The organism is Formosa undariae (assembly GCF_042427615.1).
In the GTDB taxonomy this organism is placed as follows: Bacteria; Bacteroidota; Bacteroidia; order Flavobacteriales; family Flavobacteriaceae; genus Formosa; species Formosa undariae.
The window spans coordinates 21,348-40,298 of sequence record NZ_JBHMEZ010000031.1; the positions used below are offsets into that span (position 1 = coordinate 21,348).

Genomic DNA, 18,951 nt, shown 5'->3' on the forward strand with positions numbered 1-18,951 from the left:
CAATTATTCATTATTTAGGTATTAATTTTTTATACCATTTTAAGGAATTAATAGGTATATTCTTTATTAGTCTGTAAAAACTCAGTATTTTTACCCTCTAAAATATAGAAACGTATGTCTGTAGCACAAAAAGATTATAAAAAAGTTACCGTAAAAACATTAAGCGATATGAAAGCGCATGGCGAGAAAATCTCCATGTTAACCGCTTACGATTATACTATGGCTACAATTGTTGATGGTGCAGGCATAGATGTTATTCTTGTTGGTGATTCTGCAAGTAATGTTATGGCCGGACATAGGACAACCTTACCAATTACATTAGACCAAATGATATATCATGCCTCTTCTGTAGTTCGTGGTGTAGACCGCGCTTTAATTGTGGTAGATTTACCTTTTGGAAGTTACCAAAGTGACCCTAAAGAAGCGTTACGTTCTGCCATTAGAATTATGAAAGAAAGTGGAGCGCATTCCATAAAAGTTGAAGGTGGTAAAGAAATTAAAGAATCTATTAAACGCATTTTAAATGCTGGGATTCCTGTAATGGGACATTTAGGGCTAACACCTCAGTCTATCTATAAATTTGGCACCTTTAGTGTACGTGCTAAGGAAGAAGAAGAAGCTGAAAAATTAAAATCGGATGCATTATTGCTTCAAAAAGCAGGTTGTTTTGCTCTTGTTTTAGAAAAAGTCCCTGCTAAATTAGCTAAAGAAGTTGCCGAGATGCTAGATATTCCAGTTATTGGAATTGGTGCAGGAAACGGTGTCGATGGTCAGGTTCTTGTACTGCACGATATGATAGGAATGACAAAAGAATTTCACCCTAGATTTTTACGTCGTTATTTAAATTTATTTGATGATATGACGAAGGCTATTTCGCAATATGTTGACGATGTAAAATCTGTTGACTTCCCTAGTGATAAAGAGCAATATTAAGTTTAGAGAAACAGGCTCTATAGAATACTAGACCGTTTTTGAAACACAATTATTAATCGTTAAAGATATTTCAATTTATTTCTGAAGATGACGTCAAAAGTGAACACATCATCTAAATAAATTGAAAACTCTCATGTTCTAAGTCATGAAATTACTATCCAATAAATCCAATCTACAGATCCTCTTTGAGGACAATCACATTATTATAATAAATAAACGTGCTGGAGATATTGTACAAGGTGATAAAACAGGCGATAAACCTTTAAGTGACGTTGTAAAAGAATACGTAAAAGACAAATACAATAAGCCCGGAAATGTATATTTAGGTGTTGTACATCGCTTAGACCGCCCAACAACAGGTCTGGTTATATTTGCCAAAACAAGTAAAGCATTAACCCGATTAAATGCCATGTTTGTTAGTAAGGATGTAAATAAAACCTACTGGGCTCTTGTGCATAGTATGCCTCCAAAACAAAACGACACCTTAATAAATTGGTTAAAAAAGAATCCAAAAAACAATAAATCTACTGCGTATCCAAAGGAAATAAAGGAAAGCAAAAAAGCGATTCTTCATTATACCGTTCTTAAGCAATTAGATCGCTATGTGTTGTTAGAAATTGAATTAGAAACAGGGCGTCATCATCAAATTAGATGTCAGCTTTCAAATATTGGATGTATTATTAGAGGGGATTTAAAGTATGGTGCAGACCGCAGTAATAAAGATGCTAGCATACATTTACACGCCCGACATATCGAATTTATTCATCCGGTAACCAAAGAGAATATTAGCATTTCTGCGCCACTTCCAAAAGATCCACTCTGGGATGCATGTTTGTAATTTAGTACGAGCGATACTTATATTTAACATTTAGATTTACGCCTTCTTCTGGCTTTGAAGTCAGATTAAAATCGGCATGAATTAATGCGGCTCTACTTTCCATATTTATTAAGCCCGAACCTTTTTCAACTTTTTTTATATTGAATCCAACACCATCATCGGATGCGTTTATTATTACAAAATCGGCTGTATAATCAATGTGTACGAGTAAATGAGATGCTTTCGAATATTTAATTGTATTAGCGAAAAACTCTTGAAAGATTCGAAATAAGATAATACCATCTTTTCCGTTTTTAAACTGACTAGAATTTCCTTCAACAATTAATTCAGAATCAATTAATCCTAATTTATTAAATCGTTCAATCTCTGTGGTGATAGAATCTTCTAGCGCACGACGCTCGATAACATCACTGTTCAATGATTTTGAAAGTAAACGCAATTCCTGTAAACTTTCCTTTACTAAATCTTTACTTTCTAAAAACGACGATTGCAATTCTGGTCCAACTTGTTTCGATAGAATGCTAAGTTGCATATTTGCTACAGATAATAACTGGCCAACATTATCATGTAAGTCTTGCCCTATATTCTTTAAAGTTTGTTCCTGAATCTCTATTCGGGTAATTGAAATTTCTTCTTCAAATAACCGTTGTTGATTAAATTTATCTATTAATAACTTATTCTTTCGTTTTTGAAACACCATAAAGAATACTATAATTAATGTACATACTATAAAAAGTACACCAATCATGTAAATCAATAAATACCTTTCGGCAGGTGTACTAATTAACGTTTCTCCGGTTTGCAACATAATAAAGCTAAGCTAAAAGTTAGATACATAAACATATTAGAAAATAAAAAAAATTGATACTTTAAAATTATAAAACTCCAATCTGCAGTTGTAAAATACATATCATAAAACACTAAAGGCGTTGTAATTAACACCCAAATAAACACCGTAGAACTTATATAGAAGTAAATAGACTTATGGAACGTAATAATTTTATCTGATTGCAATATTTCATAAAAATAAACAGTTACCACAAACAGAATAATAAGTGCTCCGAGAATGTCATTAGAAACGACATAATTATTTAAGTAATCTTCTACATTAAAAACAATTGTTCCTATGGAGGATATTAGAAATAAAGGAATTAATGCTCTCACAATTTTTTTAATCTTAATAGAATTGAATAATTTCAAATAAAAAAACATAAAGAAGAGAGGAGCTCCTATACCCCAGTACAAGTTCACAAACCAATAATTCTTTTGAAAAACAGTACCTTCTAAGAAATTTAAAATGCCATCTTTAATTAGAAATGTATACAACGTTAATGCTTCGCAAACCACAACATAGACTAAAAAGTATGCAAAATATTTTATAGCAGTATGCTTATACTTTTTATAAGTAAATACGGCTGTTAAAGCAGCTATTAATTCAAAAGAAGTGTTTAGGATATAAAAGTAATTCTTAAAAAATTCGTCCATACAAAATCTATTGAGGATAATTCGAATTTGGCGGTGTACCAGCGTTTCCCTTATTAAGGCCACTTCCTCCAGGAATGTCGCCACCATCGATAGAAGTACATCTAGAAGCGTTTTTATTATTTGGCGTACCTGTCGGAATTAAAAACATAGTTGTATACCCTACTTCGTCTTTTACATCGGGGTAAGCCCCTTCGTAAATACGAATACCATCTAAAGTATATCCCAAATCTTTCGCTTGATTTTTGGCATAATCCAAGAATTTTTCAATCTCTTCGATGGCGTACCAAGTAGAACGATTATCTGGTCGCTTTAAAATGGATTCGCTAATTAGCTCGTGCCTAGAATCATAAGCCTGATCTAATTCCTTTGCCTCGTCAGGTGTTATCAATCCGCGTGGGGCTTCCATTTTATTAATCTTCTTACTCATTTAGGGATGGTTTTAAAACTTAGTAATATGAGTTTAAAAATACTAATTATATTTGACTCTTACCCCAGCCAACCATCTCGATCCAAACTTCGGTATTGAATAGCTTCACTAATATGAGCACCTTTAACCTCTTCAGAATTTTCTAAATCGGCAATCGTTCTCGAAACTTTCAAAATCCTATCATAGGCTCTTGCCGATAAATTTAGACGTTCCATAGCTGTTTTTAGCAACAGTTTAGAAGGTTCGTCTAATTTACAATAAGTACGGATATGCTTTGTATTCATTTGTGCATTATAGTGCACGTTTTCAAAATCTTTAAAGCGATCGGTTTGATGAGACCTCGCTTTTGTCACCCGTTCGCGTATCGTTACAGACGATTCTCCTTTACGGTCTTCAGACAATTTTTCGAATGGCACAGGAGTCACTTCAATATGAATATCTATACGATCTAGTAAAGGCCCTGAAATTTTACCTAAATACCGTTGCATTTCTGATGGAGAAGAAGTAACAGGAGATCCAGGATCATTAAAATAACCACTCGGACTCGGGTTCATGCTCGCGACTAGCATAAAACTACTCGGATACGTAACCGTAAATTTAGCTCTAGAAATTGTTACTTCTCTATCTTCTAACGGCTGACGCATAACCTCTAAAACATCACGTTTAAACTCGGGTAATTCATCTAAGAACAATACCCCATTATGCGATAATGAAATTTCTCCCGGTTGCGGATAGCTCCCTCCACCAACTAAAGCCACATTCGATATCGTGTGATGGGGACTTCTAAAAGGGCGCTGCGACATTAATCCCAAATGCGCTTTTACACGGCCAACCACGGAATGAATTTTAGTAGTTTCTAGTGCTTCATGTAAAGTCATGGGTGGTAAAATAGAAGGTAATCGCTTCGCTAACATCGTTTTTCCAGAACCGGGAGGTCCTATTAAAATAATATTATGTCCACCGGCAGCTGCAATTTCCATACAACGTTTTATACTCTCCTGCCCCTTAACATCGGCAAAATCGAATTCAGGAAAATCTAAACTTTTATTAAATTCTTCACGTGTATTTATTATGGTTTGCTCTAATGGTTTGCCATCCTTAAAAAAATCAATAACCTCTTTTATAGACTCTATACCATACACTTTTAAATCGTTTACTATCGCGGCTTCTTTGGCATTTTGAGCAGGTAAAATAAACCCTTTAAATCCTTCTTCTTTCGCTTTAATCGCGATTGGCAATGCTCCTTTTATGGGTTGTAAAGTTCCATCTAAAGACAGTTCTCCCATTATAATATAATGGTCTAAACCATCGGCAGGAATTTGATTTGTTGCTGCTAAAATTCCGAGTGCTAAAGTTAGATCATAAGCAGAACCTTCCTTTCTTAAATCGGCAGGCGACATATTTATTATGATTTTCTTTCCTGGAATTTTATAACCGTTATTCTGTAATGCAGCGGCAATTCTGAAGTTACTCTCTTTTATCGCATTATCTGGAAGACCAACCAAATGGTAACCAATACCAGAATCTACATTAACTTCTACAGTAATTGTTGTGGCATCTACACCAAAGACGGCGCTTCCGAAGACTTTCTTTAACATAAATTAGTTCGTTTACTTAAAAATACTAAAAACGAATTAACTAACTGAATTAAAACGAATTAAAATAAAAAATTAAATATACAGAAGTAAACTAAAAAACGAGAAGGACTTAAGTACAAGATATTTTTAAGATGTGTTCCGTTTCTTGAGTTACCTTAAAATGGTTATCACTTCGTCGGTTTATAACCCAAACAATTTGAGTTCCCGAACACAATACCCAAACGTATTCTTTATCTATAAGTGATAATTTTTCATCTTTAAAGTATTTACTCAGTTTCTTTTTTCCGCGCATTCCTAACGGAAAGAAAAAATCACCTTTTTCCCATTTTCTAATCGTTAATGGAAACTGAAGTAAATCTTGATCTACAAAAATTGTATCCTTTGTAGTCGCTTTTAATTCTGAAACCGTTTCAAAAGCAAACGTCCCAAATACTGTTTCAAGCATCTTTAAATCTTCAGAAACTTCATATTGTTTCTCTATAATATCATCCTGATTATCGTTAGAACTTAAAATTAAATACTCACGGTCTTTTAATAATCTGTGTGTTTCAGAAAACACTTGTTTTCCCGATTGCGCATCTAACAAAGTATAAATATCGTCCCAAGCTGTAAATCTGTAAGACTTTAAAAGCTGATATAAATAGGGTTTGGGATTGGGGTATTTTAAGAGTTTAGAAATATCAAATTTTATAATATTTCCATCAAAATGAACGACATCTTTATAAACTTGCGTCATAAAATCGTCTATCAAAATTTTAGAATCATGCAAATGGTCTTGCGTCATTTTAAAATTTTGTAGCCATTGCGGATTAATTTCCTTCAGTACAGGAATAACATCGTGACGCAATTTATTTCGTAAATATTTAGTCGAACTATTACTGCTATCTTCTCTCCATGTTATGCTGTTAGCTTCTGCATATGCAACAATCTCATGTCTAGAAAAAGGCAATAGCGGTCGCACAATATAATCGTTAATTTCAGGAATTCCGGTCAAGCCTTCTATTCCTGTTCCGCGAGATAAATTAATTAAAAAGGTCTCTAAATTATCATCGGCATGATGCGCAGTTAACACATAATCGAAGTGTAACAATTCGACCAATTCTTCGAACCAACGGTATCTTAGTTCTCGAGCAGCCATTTGAATGGAAAGTTTAGCATCTTCGGCATATTGATTGGTATCGAAACGTTCTATAAAAAGCTCTAAATCTAAATCGTCTGCTAATTTAACCAAGAACGCTTCATCGGCATCACTTTCATCTCCACGTAAATTAAAATTACAATGTGCTAAAGCAAAATTTAAACCTAAGTTATGACATAAATGCGCAAGCACGACACTATCAATTCCTCCAGAAATTGTGAGTATTAATTTCTTGCCTTTTAGAAATGGAAGCGTATCATTTATATGATTTTTGAATGTATTGACCATAGCACAAATATACACTTTATAAAAAATGGAATTTTAATATTCTAGTGATTTTATGCTATCTATTAACATTTTTATATGTCTAATTTTAGTAACTTTAGAATAACCGTTATTAAACTTTTTAGCATGAAAACAGACGAACAAATTAACGCAGACACGGCACAAAAAGCCTTCAACAAAAAAGTATTATCAATAACAGCTAGTTTACAACCCTATGTAAAGCACAGATTATATATCGCAGAATCTGTTGGTGTTTTACGAAAAAACTTATACCATTCTAATGGGGTTATAGACGATTGTATTATTCGACTTTACGAAAAAGGATATGACGCAGATATTTCGCCTCACGATTTAAAAATTAAACTATTTAGAATAGTAGATATTTACTTAGAAGAACTCCTTTTAAAAGAGAGGCATAACTTGGATACGATTAGCACAAATACGTTTTTACAAGACGAATTAAACCGTTTAGATGAACCGTATTCTATTGATGGTGATATGGATTTCGTGATGTTAGAAGATTTAGATGATATCTCGTATAAACAAAACAGACATGAAAAAGAAGTCTTTTTGTACGACGAAAACAATCAGAAAATTGTAAATGCACTAGATTTAAAAGGTTTACAGCCTACCACAAACAGAAAAATCATGAGCAAATTTTACGGTTGGTTACCTTTTAGAATTTCGAATGTAGTCGATCTATATGTTGTCGCTAATTTACCTTATGAAGACATTTCTAGAATTAAGAAAATTGAAATAACGCGAATAGAAAAAATCTTAATAAACGTAAAAAAACGATTTAGAAATCACATAAATTAACGTTCTAAAACGTCTCGCATAGCTTTCGCTTTAAGCAAACATTCTTCGTATTCTTTAACGGGATCACTTTTAGCTGTAATTGCACCACCTACAGAATAGGAGACATATTTTTTACTTTGGTTATACAAAATACTTCGGATGATGACGTTAAAATCGAAATCGCCATCCGGAGTAAAATAACCAACAGTTCCTGAATATAAACCGCGTTTACTTTCTTCTAATGTTTCAATAATTTTCATTGCTGAAAGCTTCGGAGCGCCTGTCATACTTCCCATTGGGAATGTTGTTTTTAATACATCTACAGGTTTTGTAACTTCAGAAATTTTAGAGGTTACCGTAGAAATCATTTGATGAACCTGCGGAAAGGTATACACTTTACATAATTCTTCGACAATAACGGAACCTTTAATTGCTGTTTTAGATAAATCGTTACGCACCAGATCTACAATCATAATATTTTCGGCACGCTCCTTTTCATTGTGTTCTAGATTTTGCTTTAGCTGTTCATCTTCAATCCCATTTTCAGATCGTTTTGCGGTCCCTTTTATAGGTTGAGAAATGATGGTGCTTCCCTCCTTTTTAATGTAACGTTCCGGTGAAGCAGACATTAAGAATTTATCGTGTTGTTTCAAAAATGTAGCAAATGGCGGTTTTGAAACGGCATTTAAGTTCAAATAGGTTTCAAGCGGATTAATTTCGGCATCTTCGGCATAGAACTCCTGACAAAAATTAGCCTCATAAATATCGCCACGATGAATATGATCTAACATCGCATTTACCTTTTCGAAATAAGCGTCTTTATGAATACGAAGCTTAATTTTAATAGAAGTTGATTCTGATACAGTCTCGTGAATTTGGCAAGTATTAATGAATTCGAAATCAGATTCCAATTCATCATCAACCATATTTAAATATTTAATTTCAACCTGATTTCCTTTAATTAGGAATAATTTCTTTGGTTGAAAAAAGAAAAGATCAGAAAATTCTAATCCATCGTAATTACTAGATTCTAATTGTTCTAATCCGTTTTTAACGTCGTATGTGAGATACCCAAAAATCCAATCTTTAGTAGACTCTTGGTATTCTTGTAACTTGTCGAAAGCGTCTAAATAATCGGTTTGTATACTTGTAAACGCATCTACAGCAAGAATCGCATCGAAACTAGAATAGGCCGTATTGTAAAGGTTTGAATCCATCCAAACCACGTCGTCAAACTGCTGGCTCCAATGTAAAAGCTGTTGTTTAAAGACGATAGGATCCTGAATATGTTGTGATGACGTTACCCTCAAGTTTCAAAAATTTTAGATGTAAAGTTAGTTAGTTTCTTGAATATAGAATCAGATTTGTATTTTTGTTTAGATGTTTTAACGAATATCTATAATTAGAATTTCAACCTTCGTCAGCTAAATTGCGTTTCAATGTCCTATTTATAAGTCCTATGATTTTTAAAATAATAAGATCCTGAAACACATATTGCTTGACGACAACTAATAAATAATCTTTATCCCATGTATACTTTACAAAACGAATTATTAAAAATTGCCGTAAAACAGTCGGGAGCCGAACTTTGCGCCATTGATGCCGTAAACAATTCCAATGCATTTATGTGGAATGCAGATCCTGAAATTTGGGCGAATTTTGCTCCTAACCTATTTCCTATCATCGGGGCTTTAAAAGAGGACACCATGACTTTTGAAGGGGATGCTTATAATATGACTAAGCATGGGTTTATTAGAAACAATACCGCTATTAAACTCGAGGCACAAACAGATACGACGCTTAGTTTTTCTCTTCTATATTCTGAAGCCACACTAAAACAGTATCCGTTTAAATTTAAGTTTACTATTGCTTTTGAATTAATTGAGAACACTATAAAGGTGACACATAGCGTTGAAAATTTAGATGATAAAACATTATACTTTTCAGTTGGTGGACATCCTGCTTTTAAATGTCCGGTTTACGAAAATGAAGATTACACCGATTATTATTTAGAATTTGAGCAGAAAGAAACGGCTGAATCTTATGCCTTAAATATGGACAGCGGATTAGTAACAGACAACTCGTTTCCTGTTATTTCGGATGGTAACAAAATCCCTTTACATTACGACTTGTTTAAAGAAGACGCTTTGATTTTCAAAGATTTAAAATCTAGAAAAGTCGCTTTAAGAAGTAAAACAAATGGTACAATTTTAACGGTCGATTATCCTGAATTTCCTTATTTAGGCATATGGGCGAAACCAAATGCAGATTACGTTTGTATAGAACCTTGGTTAGGTGTAGCCGACCATGAAAATCATAATCAGGACTTTAAAACTAAAGAAGGGATACAAACTTTAGATTCAAAACTAACATTTAAAGCCTCTTACGTCATTGAAATAGACAAAAAGCATCTAGTTTAAAAGGAATAATAGCACTAACTTTGCAGACTAAATTACAATAAGTGACTTTTCAAGATTTAAATTTAAACACCCCATTATACAACGCACTAGACGATCTAGGCTTTACAACACCAACTCCTATCCAAGCTGAAGCTTTTGGAGTTGTTAGTTCAGGAAAAGATGTTGTTGGTATAGCACAAACAGGTACAGGAAAAACCTTTGCCTACATGCTTCCTATTCTTAAAAACCTAAAATTTTCTAAGCAAGATACGCCTAGAATCTTGGTTTTAGTACCTACAAGAGAATTGGTAGTTCAAGTAGTCGATGAAATTGAAAAACTTTCAAAATACATCAACACCCGTGTTTTAGGTGTGTACGGAGGAACAAATATTAATACCCAAAAACGACAGGTTGCTGAAGGTGTAGATGTCTTAGTAGCAACACCAGGACGTCTTTACGATTTAGCAGTAAGCCATGTATTACAATTAAAATCGATTCAGAAATTAGTGATTGATGAAGTTGATGTCATGCTAGATTTAGGCTTTAGACATCAATTAATTAACATTTTCGATATTCTTCCAGAACGCCGCCAGAACATTATGTTCTCGGCAACGATGACGCAAGATGTAGACTACTTAATAGACGATTTCTTTATTTCTCCAGAACGTGTTTCTATCGCGGTATCTGGAACGCCTTTAGATAATATTGCTCAAGAACGTTATAATGTCCCTAACTTTTACACAAAAGTTAACCTGCTAAATGCTATTCTTCAGGATAAAGAGACCTATAATAAAGTGTTGATTTTTGTCGGATATAAACGTATGGCAGATCGACTTTTTGATGCTTTAGACGAAACATTTAGCGAAGAAAGCTGTGTAATTCACTCTAACAAAACTCAAAATTACCGTTTACGTAGTATCGAGCAATTCAGAAATGGAGACAACCGTATATTGGTTGCTACCGATGTTATGGCGCGTGGGTTAGATATTGATAACATCTCTCACGTGATCAACTTCGACACACCAGATTTTCCAGAAAACTATATGCATAGAATTGGTAGAACAGGACGTGCAGAACGTGAAGGACATGCTATTTTGTTTTCTACAGTAAAAGAACAAGACGCTTTAGAGAAAATTGAAGCGTTAATGAAAATGACTATTCCGCTTACAGAAATTCCTGAAGATATTGAAATTTCTACAGAGCTATTGGAAGAGGAACGCGTTAAAATTAAGGAACGTAATAATCCTACTAAACGTAAAGAAGAAGATGCTCCTGGCCCTGCTTTTCATGACAAAAGTGAAAAGAATAGCAAGGAAAACTTAGGAGGTTCTTACCGTCGAGAAATTGCTAAAAAGTATAAAAAGCCTAAAACTCGAGGTGACAAAAACTACAACAAAAACAATAAATTCAAAAAATAAGTTAGATTTCACTATTATGAAACTGAAATATATAGCTCTACTTTTCTTTGCCTTACTAATTGTAACACCAACACTAGCAAATGTTAAACCTGCTCCAGAATGGGGACCAACAGGACATCGTGTGGTTGGTAAAATCGCAGATAATTATTTAAAAGGAAGTACTAAACGTGCGATTCAAAAATTATTAAACAGACAATCTTTAGCATTTGTATCTACATACGGTGATGAAATAAAATCTGACGACCGTTATAGAAAATTTGGTACTTGGCATTATGTAAATATGGAAGCGAATCAATCTTACGAAGATTCTAAAAAGAATCCTAAAGGAGATGCTGTAGTTGGTGCTGAATATTGCGTATCCGTTTTAAAAGATAAAAATGCAACTGATGACGATAAGGCCTTTTATTTAAAATTATTAATTCATATTATTGGAGATATTCATCAACCAATGCACGCTGGATTAGAAGCAGATAAAGGTGGAAACGATATTGATGTAAAATGGATGGGTAAAAGCACAAATTTACACCGTATTTGGGATAGCGATATGATTAATGGTTACGACATGAGCTACACAGAATTAGCTTCGAATGCAGATGCGCTTTCTAAAGAACAAATAAAAAGTATTGAAGCTGGTACAATTACCGACTGGGTTAATGAAACACATACATTAGCCAATGCCATTTATAAAGACGTAAAAACAGGCGACAATTTAGGTTACAAATATGCGTATAACAATCTTAGTGTTGCACGCTCTCAAATTCAAAAAGGAGGAATTCGTTTAGCGAGACTATTAAACGATATTTTTTAACACATACACTCATTAAATTAGCGTAAAAGTTGATGTATTTTTTATACATCAACTTTTTTTTGGTCAAAAATCAACTTATGCCACTATCTATTAATCAATAATAATCAGACAATTACGCATATTTCACCTATAAAATCGTCACATCAACTCAACATCTGTAAAAAAGCAATCGATTATATTTAAAATATGTAAAAACAAATAAAATTATACTTTACAAGTAATTATAAACAATAAACATGATACATTTGCAAACTATTTTTATTAACTTAATGGAAATAATTTTTTTGTTTAAAAAAACATCAGATGAAACGTTTACTTACATATGATTTTGGCTCCTTAAAACTGTACGACAACTATGTCCTTGCACAAATAAATGAGGGTGCAACATTGTCAAAAGACGCAGGTAAAATTTTACGTGATATTGCTGAGGAGCACTATAAAGGACACTTCTTTGCGTATATCTCTTATCGCAAACATTCTTATGCTTTAGATCCATCTGCTATCACAGAAGCTTCTAAAATTAAAAATTTAGTCGCTTTCGCTGTTGTGTCTAATATCCCTAATGCTTTAAACAATACTAAGATTGAAAGTCAGTTTACAGAAAAGATCTACAAATCTTTCGAAGTGATCTCGGAGGCTAAGTTATGGGCCACTAATATTGTCATTGAACATACAAAAAATGCTCTAAACACGGATTCAATTCAATCTGAAATATAACATATTTAGGTTAAGTCTAACTTATATATAAACACCCTAAATCTCTTACTTTATAATAAAGAATAAATTACATTTACACTTGTAAAATGTATTTTAATCTTATATGGATTCTTCAAAAGATTTAATAAAAGCAACAAACCTCCTTTTAGAGATTGCTTCCTTTTTAATGGTGTCTGGAGCAAATACCAATCGTGTAAATTTAAACATTAAAAGATTCTCAGATAGCCTTGGCTATAACGCTTCATTTTTTATTAGTCAGAAAAGTATGATCATGACGTTGTATAGAGAAAATTCTTCCGAGAGTTGTACACGTGTAAAAAACATTCCAGGACTTACGCTTAATTTCTCAGCAATATCTGCCGTAAGTAAAACAAGCTGGAAAGCTTTAGAAAAAAACTGGAAATACGATCAGATTTCTAGTAAGATTGAAGAAATAAAACAACTTAAAAGATATCCTCAAATAATAGTTACTATAGCTGTAAGCCTAGCCGGCGCAGGTTTTTGTAATATTTTTAAAGGCGATTATTTAAATATGTTAGTCTCTTTTGTAAGCACCTTTATAGGACTACTGGTTTTACAATATACACATCGAAAAAACTACAATGTATATCTCCGAATTTTTATAGGCTCTCTGGTAGCCTCATCGATTGCTTCTATTGGAATTAAACTCGATATTGGAGCAAAACCAGCAACCGCATTAGCAACCTCAGTTTTATACCTTGTTCCTGGAGTGCCTTTAATAAATTCTTTTACCGATTTTTTGGATAACAATATTATAAACGGACTGGTTAGATTCACTACGGGTTCTATGATGGTACTTGCAATAGCACTAGGTTTATTTATTTCAATGTTAATTTTTAATTTAAACTAACATGGCAGAAATACTTTTTAAACTTATCGAAGTTTCTATTTGGTCTGGCATTGCCGCAGTCGGATTTGGTATTTTATTTAACATCCCTAAATCCACAATATTTACTGTATTTGCCTTGGGCTTTTTTGCCGGGCTTATAAAGTTTACGCTCATTCATTTTGGAGTAAACATTATTATAGCAACCTTTTTAGGCATTCTATTTGTCAGCTTTGTGGGCATGCCCATTGCACATAAAATTCATCATCCACCTGTCGTTTTTTGTATTCCTCCAGCTATACCTATGATTCCTGGATACTTTGCTTACGAAACCATATTAGCTATAATGAATTTCCTTTTTATTGAAGAAGACCCTTTAAAGAAAGCAGAGCTAATTAGTGATATATTTTCTAATGGCCTAACCATGGTTTTTATACTTATATCTATTGCTATCGGAATTTCTCTTCCTTTGCTACTCTTAAGAAAAAACACAGTTAAGAAAATGGAGTAATGATCTTTTCAATTTTAATAAGAACTAAAACGGGCTCAATTATATAATTGAGCCCGTTTTAGTTTATTTCAAATAATAGACTTTAAAATTTATACATCCACTTATAGATTAAGATTCCTATTCTAGAAATCACGAAGACTAAAGTTCCAAAAAGCGTCGTTAAAAAAGAGACCTTTAAACCTCCTGCTAGCATCCCAGAAGATATCGAATTCATGCCTTCAATAGCATCAAAAGCAGTAATTAATCCTATTATAGAACCTAAAAAACCGATTACCAATCCTAATAAACTAGAGTCACTTACAAGACCAATCATTTTTCTAGATTTCACTTCATTCCTTTTCGCTAGATAGAATCCGCTAATTAAAAAGTAAAAAGACAGCACTAAACAGATTAGGATTAAAGACATAAATAAAACACCACCCTCACTAAAACGATTAGCTAATTGTGTAAAAAAACCTTGTTGTTGCATAATTAAAACATACATAGTAAAATATATTATAGTTAGTAGACTTCAAAACTACATTCAAATAGCGCATCATTATATTTAATGCGACGGACTACCAAATTAGGTCTTTTTTTAACCGGCTTGTTAAATCGGTTGCTAATTCTGTAATTCGTCTCTAAAACACCTCAGCATTTCAAAAATATAGTATTATTGTATAAGATTGAAATTATGTTAACACTACATTTTATATTAAAACAATTAGGCCGACTTGGTCTACACATCCTATTTTGGTGTGGTGTCTTGTTATTTTACACGTATTTCTTTGGCTCTGGAAGTAGCGACATGAGCTACGTACTCTCTTTCTCGCTGTTCTTAATGCCCATTACAATTGCGACAACTTACGTGTTTATTTACAAACTGATTCCGGATTATTTAATGCTGAAAAAGTATGCCCTTTTCGGATTGTATAGTTTGTACACTTTCATTATTTCGTCTTACCTTATTATACTTTCCATTTTTTACGGGCTCATATATTTATCGCATTTCGAATACAATAATATGGCACCTGTAAGTCAGAATTTATTATTTGTCATGATTGGTGTGTATTTGGTAACCACTATAGTGAGTGCTTTTAAATTATTAAAGTTGAATTTAAAACAAGTTGAAAACACCAGTAAATTAGAGCACAAAATTCTTGAAACACAACTGAAGCTGAAAGAACAGGAATTACAGTATCTAAAAATGCAGATTCATCCTCACTTTTTATTTAACACCTTAAATACGATGTATGGGTTTTCATTAAAAAAGGCTGATGAAACGCCTGAAATGATTTTAAAACTTTCGAATTTATTAGATTATTTACTTTATCAAATCGATAAACCATTTGTATTATTGACAGATGAAATTAATCACATTCAAGATTATATTGCGTTAGAATCACTTCGATTCAACAAAACCTTGAATATCAATTTCAATATTGAAAACATCCCCGAGACTTCAAAAATTGCCCCCATGCTTTTTCTTCCTTTTATAGAAAACAGCTTTAAACACGGTGTTTTAAAACAAGGCATACTCTATATTAAAATTGATTTATCGTTTAAAGACCACATGATTTATTTTTATATTGAAAATACAAGTGAATCATCTTCTGAAACCAAATCCGGTATTGGACTAGAAAACATAAAAAAACGTTTAGATATGCTTTACAAGGATACCTATACACTGTCTATTTTAAATACTAAAGGCACATTTAAGGTCCGTTTAACATTAAAAACTGAAGACACTTTTGAAAACCAATAAAACCATATCGTGCCTTATTGTAGATGATGAAGTCATCGCTAGAGAAGTAATTGCATCGCACCTATCTAAAATTAGCAACATTACGGTTGTTGCGAGTTGTAGTAATGCCATTGAAGCATTTAATCAGATTAGTAATCATAAAATTGACTTGGTCTTTTTAGATATAAATATGCCAGAAATCTCAGGAATTTCGTTTGCAAAATCCATTAACCCCAGTATAAAAATAATTTTTACCACAGCCTATCGCGATTATGCGGTTGAAGGTTTCGAACTTCAGGCTGTAGATTATTTATTAAAACCCATCCCTTTCGAACGATTATTGAAGGCCGTAAATAATTATTTTGAAGTCTATACCGAATCCCAACATAGTAATGTTCCACCGGCAGAAGCATCAGATTTTATGTTTGTGCGTTCCGACCGGAAAATGATAAAAATCGATTTTGACGCTATTGTTTATATAGAGAGCTATAGCGATTATCTAAAAATTCATTTACAAGATTCCACCATCGTGACTCGCGAGACCATTAGCGCTATTGAAGTTAAACTTCCTTTAAAACAGTTTTTAAGAATTCATCGTTCGTATATTATTTCAGTAAAAAATATTACCTCGTTTACTAACGAACATGTTACCATTTTAAACCAAGCATTGCCCATTAGCAGAAGTTATAAAAAAGAGGTTTTAGAGCTTTTAGAACGGTATTAATAGGTTACAAGATTGACACTTCCTACATTTCAATGTATTACAGAAAGTGATATAAAAAAGCGTATTTATACAACACCTTATCGAACCAATCGTTAAAAGACAATGGTCCGCCATGCCCTGCACCTGGAATTAAATACATGAGATATAAAGATTCTGGACTTGCCTTTTCTTGAAGTGTAGCCAAAAATTTAAACGTATGCAAAGGCGGCACACGATCGTCACTTTCCCCAGTCATTACTAGATAATTTGGATACTTAATACCTGCTTTAATATTATGCATAGGTGAATATGACCACAAATTATTAAAATCGGCTTCATTGGTTGTGCTTCCAAATTCATTAATATTGGTAGCGGCAGAGCCCACGGTAAAATTTTCAAAACGCAACATATCGTATGGCCCAGCTTCGGCAACTACAGCTTTAAACAGATTAGGTCTTTGTATTGCCGCCGCACTAACTAATAAGCCGCCATGAGAGCCACCATTACTTCCTAAATGCTCTGAACTGGTATATTTTTCCTGAATAAGGTATTCTGCCGCCGCAATAAAATCGTCTATTCCATTTTGTTTTTTTAATCGTCTACCTTCAAGGCTCCAGTCTGAACCTTCTGCACCTCCACCCCGTACATTTGGAATAGCTAAAATACCTCCATGAAGTAACCACAATGCTCTAGACTCATCGAAAGCGGGCTCTACTGTGGTGCCATAACCTCCATAACCGTAAAGTAAAGTCGGATTTTCACCATTGAGTTCTGTTGTTTTTAAACACGTAATATACATGGGGATTTCTGTTCCATCCTTGGACTTGTATTTTACATATCGTGTTTCTAACGATTCTGGATCGTAAGGTACGGATACCGATAAACTCGGTTTAAATGTCAAGTTTTTTAAAGAAAGTTGATAGTATAAGTCGGGATGATAAAATGAAGACACATAAAAATCTGTGAATTCTACATCTTCCTTATTTTCTCTAAGTCCGTTGACTTTTTTCCCTTCTGGAAAATCAATTTTGTGTAATAAATTCCCTTCTAAATCATAAAACAAAGCAAGATCACGGTTTCCGTTTTTATAAATACACACAAATTTATCGTTACCTAACCGATTTACTTGTTTTAAAAACACATCGTATTCAGGAACAATTTCTGAGGGTTTATTAGGGTTATTTGTATCGACAATAAGAACTCTTCCATTTGGAGCTTCCCAATTAGTTCTTAAAAGTATTTTATCACCAAAGGCCTCTTCTATAGTTATGTTAATGGTACTGCTATACGGATAGATAAGAAAATTCTTTAAATTAAGTAATGAATCATTCTTTTCGGCTACTGCAAGTGCGCGATATTCTTTATTTTTATGACTTAACGTTTTATAGAAAAATAATTTTTCATTTAACTCGAAACAGATAAATTCTTCTGTATTGCTCTGAGCGCTATTAGCATAAAGCATGTTATCTTTGTCTTGAGTATCACCAAATTTGTGATAGTATAATTTCTGACCTACAGCTTTATCCAAATGTGCACGATTATCTTTAGGCGCATCATATCTGTCGTAATACAGGTTCATCTTATCCCAAACAAGATTGCTTCCACTCCTGATATATTTAAGCGAATTATGGATTTGCTGTCCGTTACTCAGATAAAAAAAGAACAATTCTTGCCAATCACTACCCTCTTGAGATAACCTAATCGCCACTAAATCGTACTCTTCATTTATATCATAGCCCATGATAGCAATATTCTTACCTTGGTCTTTCATGAATTTTTTAATATCCACTAAAATTCTGTAATTCTTATCTCCTCTTTCTCTGTAATACAAATTTGGAAATCGATTGCTATTTTGTGTCTTATACTTAAATTCGTACTTACTCTTATTGGCTTTATCCTTTTCTACATATCCTTTAATTTTTTGCTCCTTAACACCATAATACATAGCCGCTATTTGATCTTTTAAATCTAAGGTCTTTAAATATCTGCTTTTTACTTTTTTGGTAAGCTTCGTTTCAGCCTCTAGCCAATTAGCGAGTCTGGGATCTGCTGGATTTTCCATCCATTGATAGGGATCACTTAGTGTTGTATTAAAATAGGTGTTTGTACTCGAATCTTTTGGAGTTAACTCATACTCGTATTGTTTTTGAGCAGATAACTGAGATACAATAAAGAATAGTAAGGTAAAAGCGTAAAATTTAGACATAAATAGACCTTATTAAGGTATTCGATTTGGGATAATAAAAATATTAAATTTAACAACTACCGCTAAGGAAATTATGCTTTTTTTGATGCCTTATTAATTAATAATCTTATCTATTAA

19 protein-coding genes are annotated in these 18,951 nt (G+C 33.1%); 11 read left to right on the forward strand and 8 right to left on the reverse strand.

Going from position 1 to position 18,951, the window contains the following annotated elements; translation table 11 throughout:
• The first annotated feature begins 114 nt into the window (after positions 1–114).
• Together panB and ACFFVB_RS16665 are read left to right on the forward strand one after the other, a co-directional pair.
• Positions 115–933, forward strand: coding sequence for a 3-methyl-2-oxobutanoate hydroxymethyltransferase (gene panB, locus ACFFVB_RS16660; RefSeq protein ID WP_382384360.1), 819 nt, complete (start codon positions 115–117; stop codon positions 931–933).
• 145 nt (positions 934–1,078) lie between these two features.
• Complete coding sequence (locus ACFFVB_RS16665; RefSeq protein ID WP_382384361.1) at positions 1,079–1,771, forward strand: RluA family pseudouridine synthase; 693 nt, start codon at positions 1,079–1,081, stop codon at positions 1,769–1,771.
• A 1-nt stretch (position 1,772) separates the two neighbouring features.
• Here ACFFVB_RS16665 and ACFFVB_RS16670 read toward each other — a convergent pair whose 3' ends face one another.
• The 5 genes from ACFFVB_RS16670 to tilS all read right to left on the reverse strand — a co-directional run bounded on the left by ACFFVB_RS16670 (position 1,773) and on the right by tilS (position 6,707).
• A complete protein-coding gene (locus ACFFVB_RS16670; protein ID WP_382384362.1) occupies positions 1,773–2,579 on the reverse strand; it encodes a sensor histidine kinase in 807 nt (268 codons plus the stop codon).
• Positions 2,555–3,256 (reverse strand): hypothetical protein, encoded by a 702-nt coding sequence (locus ACFFVB_RS16675; RefSeq protein ID WP_382384363.1) that lies wholly within the window; start codon positions 3,254–3,256, stop codon positions 2,555–2,557. The genes ACFFVB_RS16670 and ACFFVB_RS16675 overlap by 25 nt, the downstream gene beginning before the upstream one ends.
• 7 nt (positions 3,257–3,263) lie before the next feature.
• Positions 3,264–3,683 carry a hypothetical protein gene (locus ACFFVB_RS16680; RefSeq protein ID WP_382384364.1) on the reverse strand — a complete coding sequence of 140 codons (420 nt, stop codon included), beginning with the start codon at positions 3,681–3,683 and terminating at the stop codon, positions 3,264–3,266.
• 59 nt (positions 3,684–3,742) lie between these two features.
• Positions 3,743–5,281: a YifB family Mg chelatase-like AAA ATPase gene (locus ACFFVB_RS16685; RefSeq protein ID WP_382384365.1), complete on the reverse strand. Its 1,539-nt coding sequence runs from the start codon at positions 5,279–5,281 to the stop codon at positions 3,743–3,745.
• Between the two features lie 109 nt (positions 5,282–5,390).
• The gene (gene tilS / locus ACFFVB_RS16690; protein WP_382384366.1) at positions 5,391–6,707 is read right to left on the reverse strand and encodes a tRNA lysidine(34) synthetase TilS; all 1,317 of its coding nucleotides are present in this window, start codon (positions 6,705–6,707) and stop codon (positions 5,391–5,393) included.
• Between the two features lie 123 nt (positions 6,708–6,830).
• Here tilS and ACFFVB_RS16695 point away from each other — a divergent pair, with 123 nt between their 5' ends.
• Complete coding sequence (locus tag ACFFVB_RS16695; protein ID WP_382384367.1) at positions 6,831–7,523, forward strand: hypothetical protein; 693 nt, start codon at positions 6,831–6,833, stop codon at positions 7,521–7,523.
• On the opposite strand, the gene ACFFVB_RS16700 is transcribed toward ACFFVB_RS16695, so the two are convergent.
• Positions 7,520–8,812, reverse strand: a complete 1,293-nt coding sequence (locus tag ACFFVB_RS16700; RefSeq protein WP_382384368.1) for an anthranilate synthase component I family protein — start codon at positions 8,810–8,812, stop codon at positions 7,520–7,522. The two genes, ACFFVB_RS16695 and ACFFVB_RS16700, sit on opposite strands and share 4 nt — an antisense overlap.
• 219 nt (positions 8,813–9,031) lie before the next feature.
• Between ACFFVB_RS16700 and ACFFVB_RS16705 the strand changes: the two genes are divergently transcribed.
• The 6 genes from ACFFVB_RS16705 to ACFFVB_RS16730 all read left to right on the forward strand — a co-directional run bounded on the left by ACFFVB_RS16705 (position 9,032) and on the right by ACFFVB_RS16730 (position 14,202).
• Positions 9,032–9,922 carry an aldose 1-epimerase family protein gene (locus ACFFVB_RS16705; RefSeq protein ID WP_382384369.1) on the forward strand — a complete coding sequence of 297 codons (891 nt, stop codon included), beginning with the start codon at positions 9,032–9,034 and terminating at the stop codon, positions 9,920–9,922.
• Between the two features lie 41 nt (positions 9,923–9,963).
• Positions 9,964–11,319, forward strand: a complete 1,356-nt coding sequence (locus tag ACFFVB_RS16710) for a DEAD/DEAH box helicase (protein WP_382384370.1) — start codon at positions 9,964–9,966, stop codon at positions 11,317–11,319.
• Between the two features lie 16 nt (positions 11,320–11,335).
• Positions 11,336–12,127, forward strand: coding sequence for a S1/P1 nuclease (locus ACFFVB_RS16715; RefSeq protein ID WP_382384371.1), 792 nt, complete (start codon positions 11,336–11,338; stop codon positions 12,125–12,127).
• Positions 12,128–12,430: 303 nt separating this feature from the next.
• Positions 12,431–12,844: an STAS/SEC14 domain-containing protein gene (locus ACFFVB_RS16720; RefSeq protein ID WP_382384372.1), complete on the forward strand. Its 414-nt coding sequence runs from the start codon at positions 12,431–12,433 to the stop codon at positions 12,842–12,844.
• Positions 12,845–12,947: 103 nt separating this feature from the next.
• Positions 12,948–13,715, forward strand: coding sequence for a threonine/serine exporter family protein (locus ACFFVB_RS16725; protein WP_382384373.1), 768 nt, complete (start codon positions 12,948–12,950; stop codon positions 13,713–13,715).
• A gap of 1 nt (position 13,716) precedes the next feature.
• Positions 13,717–14,202, forward strand: a complete 486-nt coding sequence (locus ACFFVB_RS16730) for a threonine/serine exporter family protein (RefSeq protein WP_382384374.1) — start codon at positions 13,717–13,719, stop codon at positions 14,200–14,202.
• A gap of 82 nt (positions 14,203–14,284) precedes the next feature.
• On the opposite strand, the gene ACFFVB_RS16735 is transcribed toward ACFFVB_RS16730, so the two are convergent.
• Positions 14,285–14,686, reverse strand: a complete 402-nt coding sequence (locus ACFFVB_RS16735) for a MotA/TolQ/ExbB proton channel family protein (RefSeq protein ID WP_382384375.1) — start codon at positions 14,684–14,686, stop codon at positions 14,285–14,287.
• 189 nt (positions 14,687–14,875) lie between these two features.
• Between ACFFVB_RS16735 and ACFFVB_RS16740 the strand changes: the two genes are divergently transcribed.
• Entirely contained in the window at positions 14,876–15,946 is a 1,071-nt protein-coding gene (locus ACFFVB_RS16740) for a sensor histidine kinase (protein WP_382384376.1), read from the forward strand.
• The gene (locus ACFFVB_RS16745; RefSeq protein WP_382384377.1) at positions 15,933–16,649 is read left to right on the forward strand and encodes a LytR/AlgR family response regulator transcription factor; all 717 of its coding nucleotides are present in this window, start codon (positions 15,933–15,935) and stop codon (positions 16,647–16,649) included. The genes ACFFVB_RS16740 and ACFFVB_RS16745 overlap by 14 nt, the downstream gene beginning before the upstream one ends.
• Positions 16,650–16,686: 37 nt before the next feature.
• Here ACFFVB_RS16745 and ACFFVB_RS16750 read toward each other — a convergent pair whose 3' ends face one another.
• Positions 16,687–18,834 carry a prolyl oligopeptidase family serine peptidase gene (locus tag ACFFVB_RS16750; protein WP_382384378.1) on the reverse strand — a complete coding sequence of 716 codons (2,148 nt, stop codon included), beginning with the start codon at positions 18,832–18,834 and terminating at the stop codon, positions 16,687–16,689.
• Positions 18,835–18,951: the final 117 nt, after the last annotated feature.

Bases quoted from the DNA above. Each gene is read 5' to 3' on its own strand.
- panB (WP_382384360.1), top strand. From the start codon at position 115: ATGTCTGTAGCACAAAAAGATTATAAAAAAGTTACCGTAAAAACATTA.
- ACFFVB_RS16665 (WP_382384361.1), top strand. From the start codon at position 1,079: ATGAAATTACTATCCAATAAATCCAATCTACAGATCCTCTTTGAGGAC.
- ACFFVB_RS16670 (WP_382384362.1), bottom strand. From the start codon at position 2,579: ATGTTGCAAACCGGAGAAACGTTAATTAGTACACCTGCCGAAAGGTAT.
- ACFFVB_RS16675 (WP_382384363.1), bottom strand. From the start codon at position 3,256: ATGGACGAATTTTTTAAGAATTACTTTTATATCCTAAACACTTCTTTT.
- ACFFVB_RS16680 (WP_382384364.1), bottom strand. From the start codon at position 3,683: ATGAGTAAGAAGATTAATAAAATGGAAGCCCCACGCGGATTGATAACA.
- ACFFVB_RS16685 (WP_382384365.1), bottom strand. From the start codon at position 5,281: ATGTTAAAGAAAGTCTTCGGAAGCGCCGTCTTTGGTGTAGATGCCACA.
- tilS (WP_382384366.1), bottom strand. From the start codon at position 6,707: ATGGTCAATACATTCAAAAATCATATAAATGATACGCTTCCATTTCTA.
- ACFFVB_RS16695 (WP_382384367.1), top strand. From the start codon at position 6,831: ATGAAAACAGACGAACAAATTAACGCAGACACGGCACAAAAAGCCTTC.
- ACFFVB_RS16705 (WP_382384369.1), top strand. From the start codon at position 9,032: ATGTATACTTTACAAAACGAATTATTAAAAATTGCCGTAAAACAGTCG.
- ACFFVB_RS16715 (WP_382384371.1), top strand. From the start codon at position 11,336: ATGAAACTGAAATATATAGCTCTACTTTTCTTTGCCTTACTAATTGTA.
- ACFFVB_RS16720 (WP_382384372.1), top strand. From the start codon at position 12,431: ATGAAACGTTTACTTACATATGATTTTGGCTCCTTAAAACTGTACGAC.
- ACFFVB_RS16725 (WP_382384373.1), top strand. From the start codon at position 12,948: ATGGATTCTTCAAAAGATTTAATAAAAGCAACAAACCTCCTTTTAGAG.
- ACFFVB_RS16730 (WP_382384374.1), top strand. From the start codon at position 13,717: ATGGCAGAAATACTTTTTAAACTTATCGAAGTTTCTATTTGGTCTGGC.
- ACFFVB_RS16735 (WP_382384375.1), bottom strand. From the start codon at position 14,686: ATGTATGTTTTAATTATGCAACAACAAGGTTTTTTTACACAATTAGCT.
- ACFFVB_RS16740 (WP_382384376.1), top strand. From the start codon at position 14,876: ATGTTAACACTACATTTTATATTAAAACAATTAGGCCGACTTGGTCTA.
- ACFFVB_RS16750 (WP_382384378.1), bottom strand. From the start codon at position 18,834: ATGTCTAAATTTTACGCTTTTACCTTACTATTCTTTATTGTATCTCAG.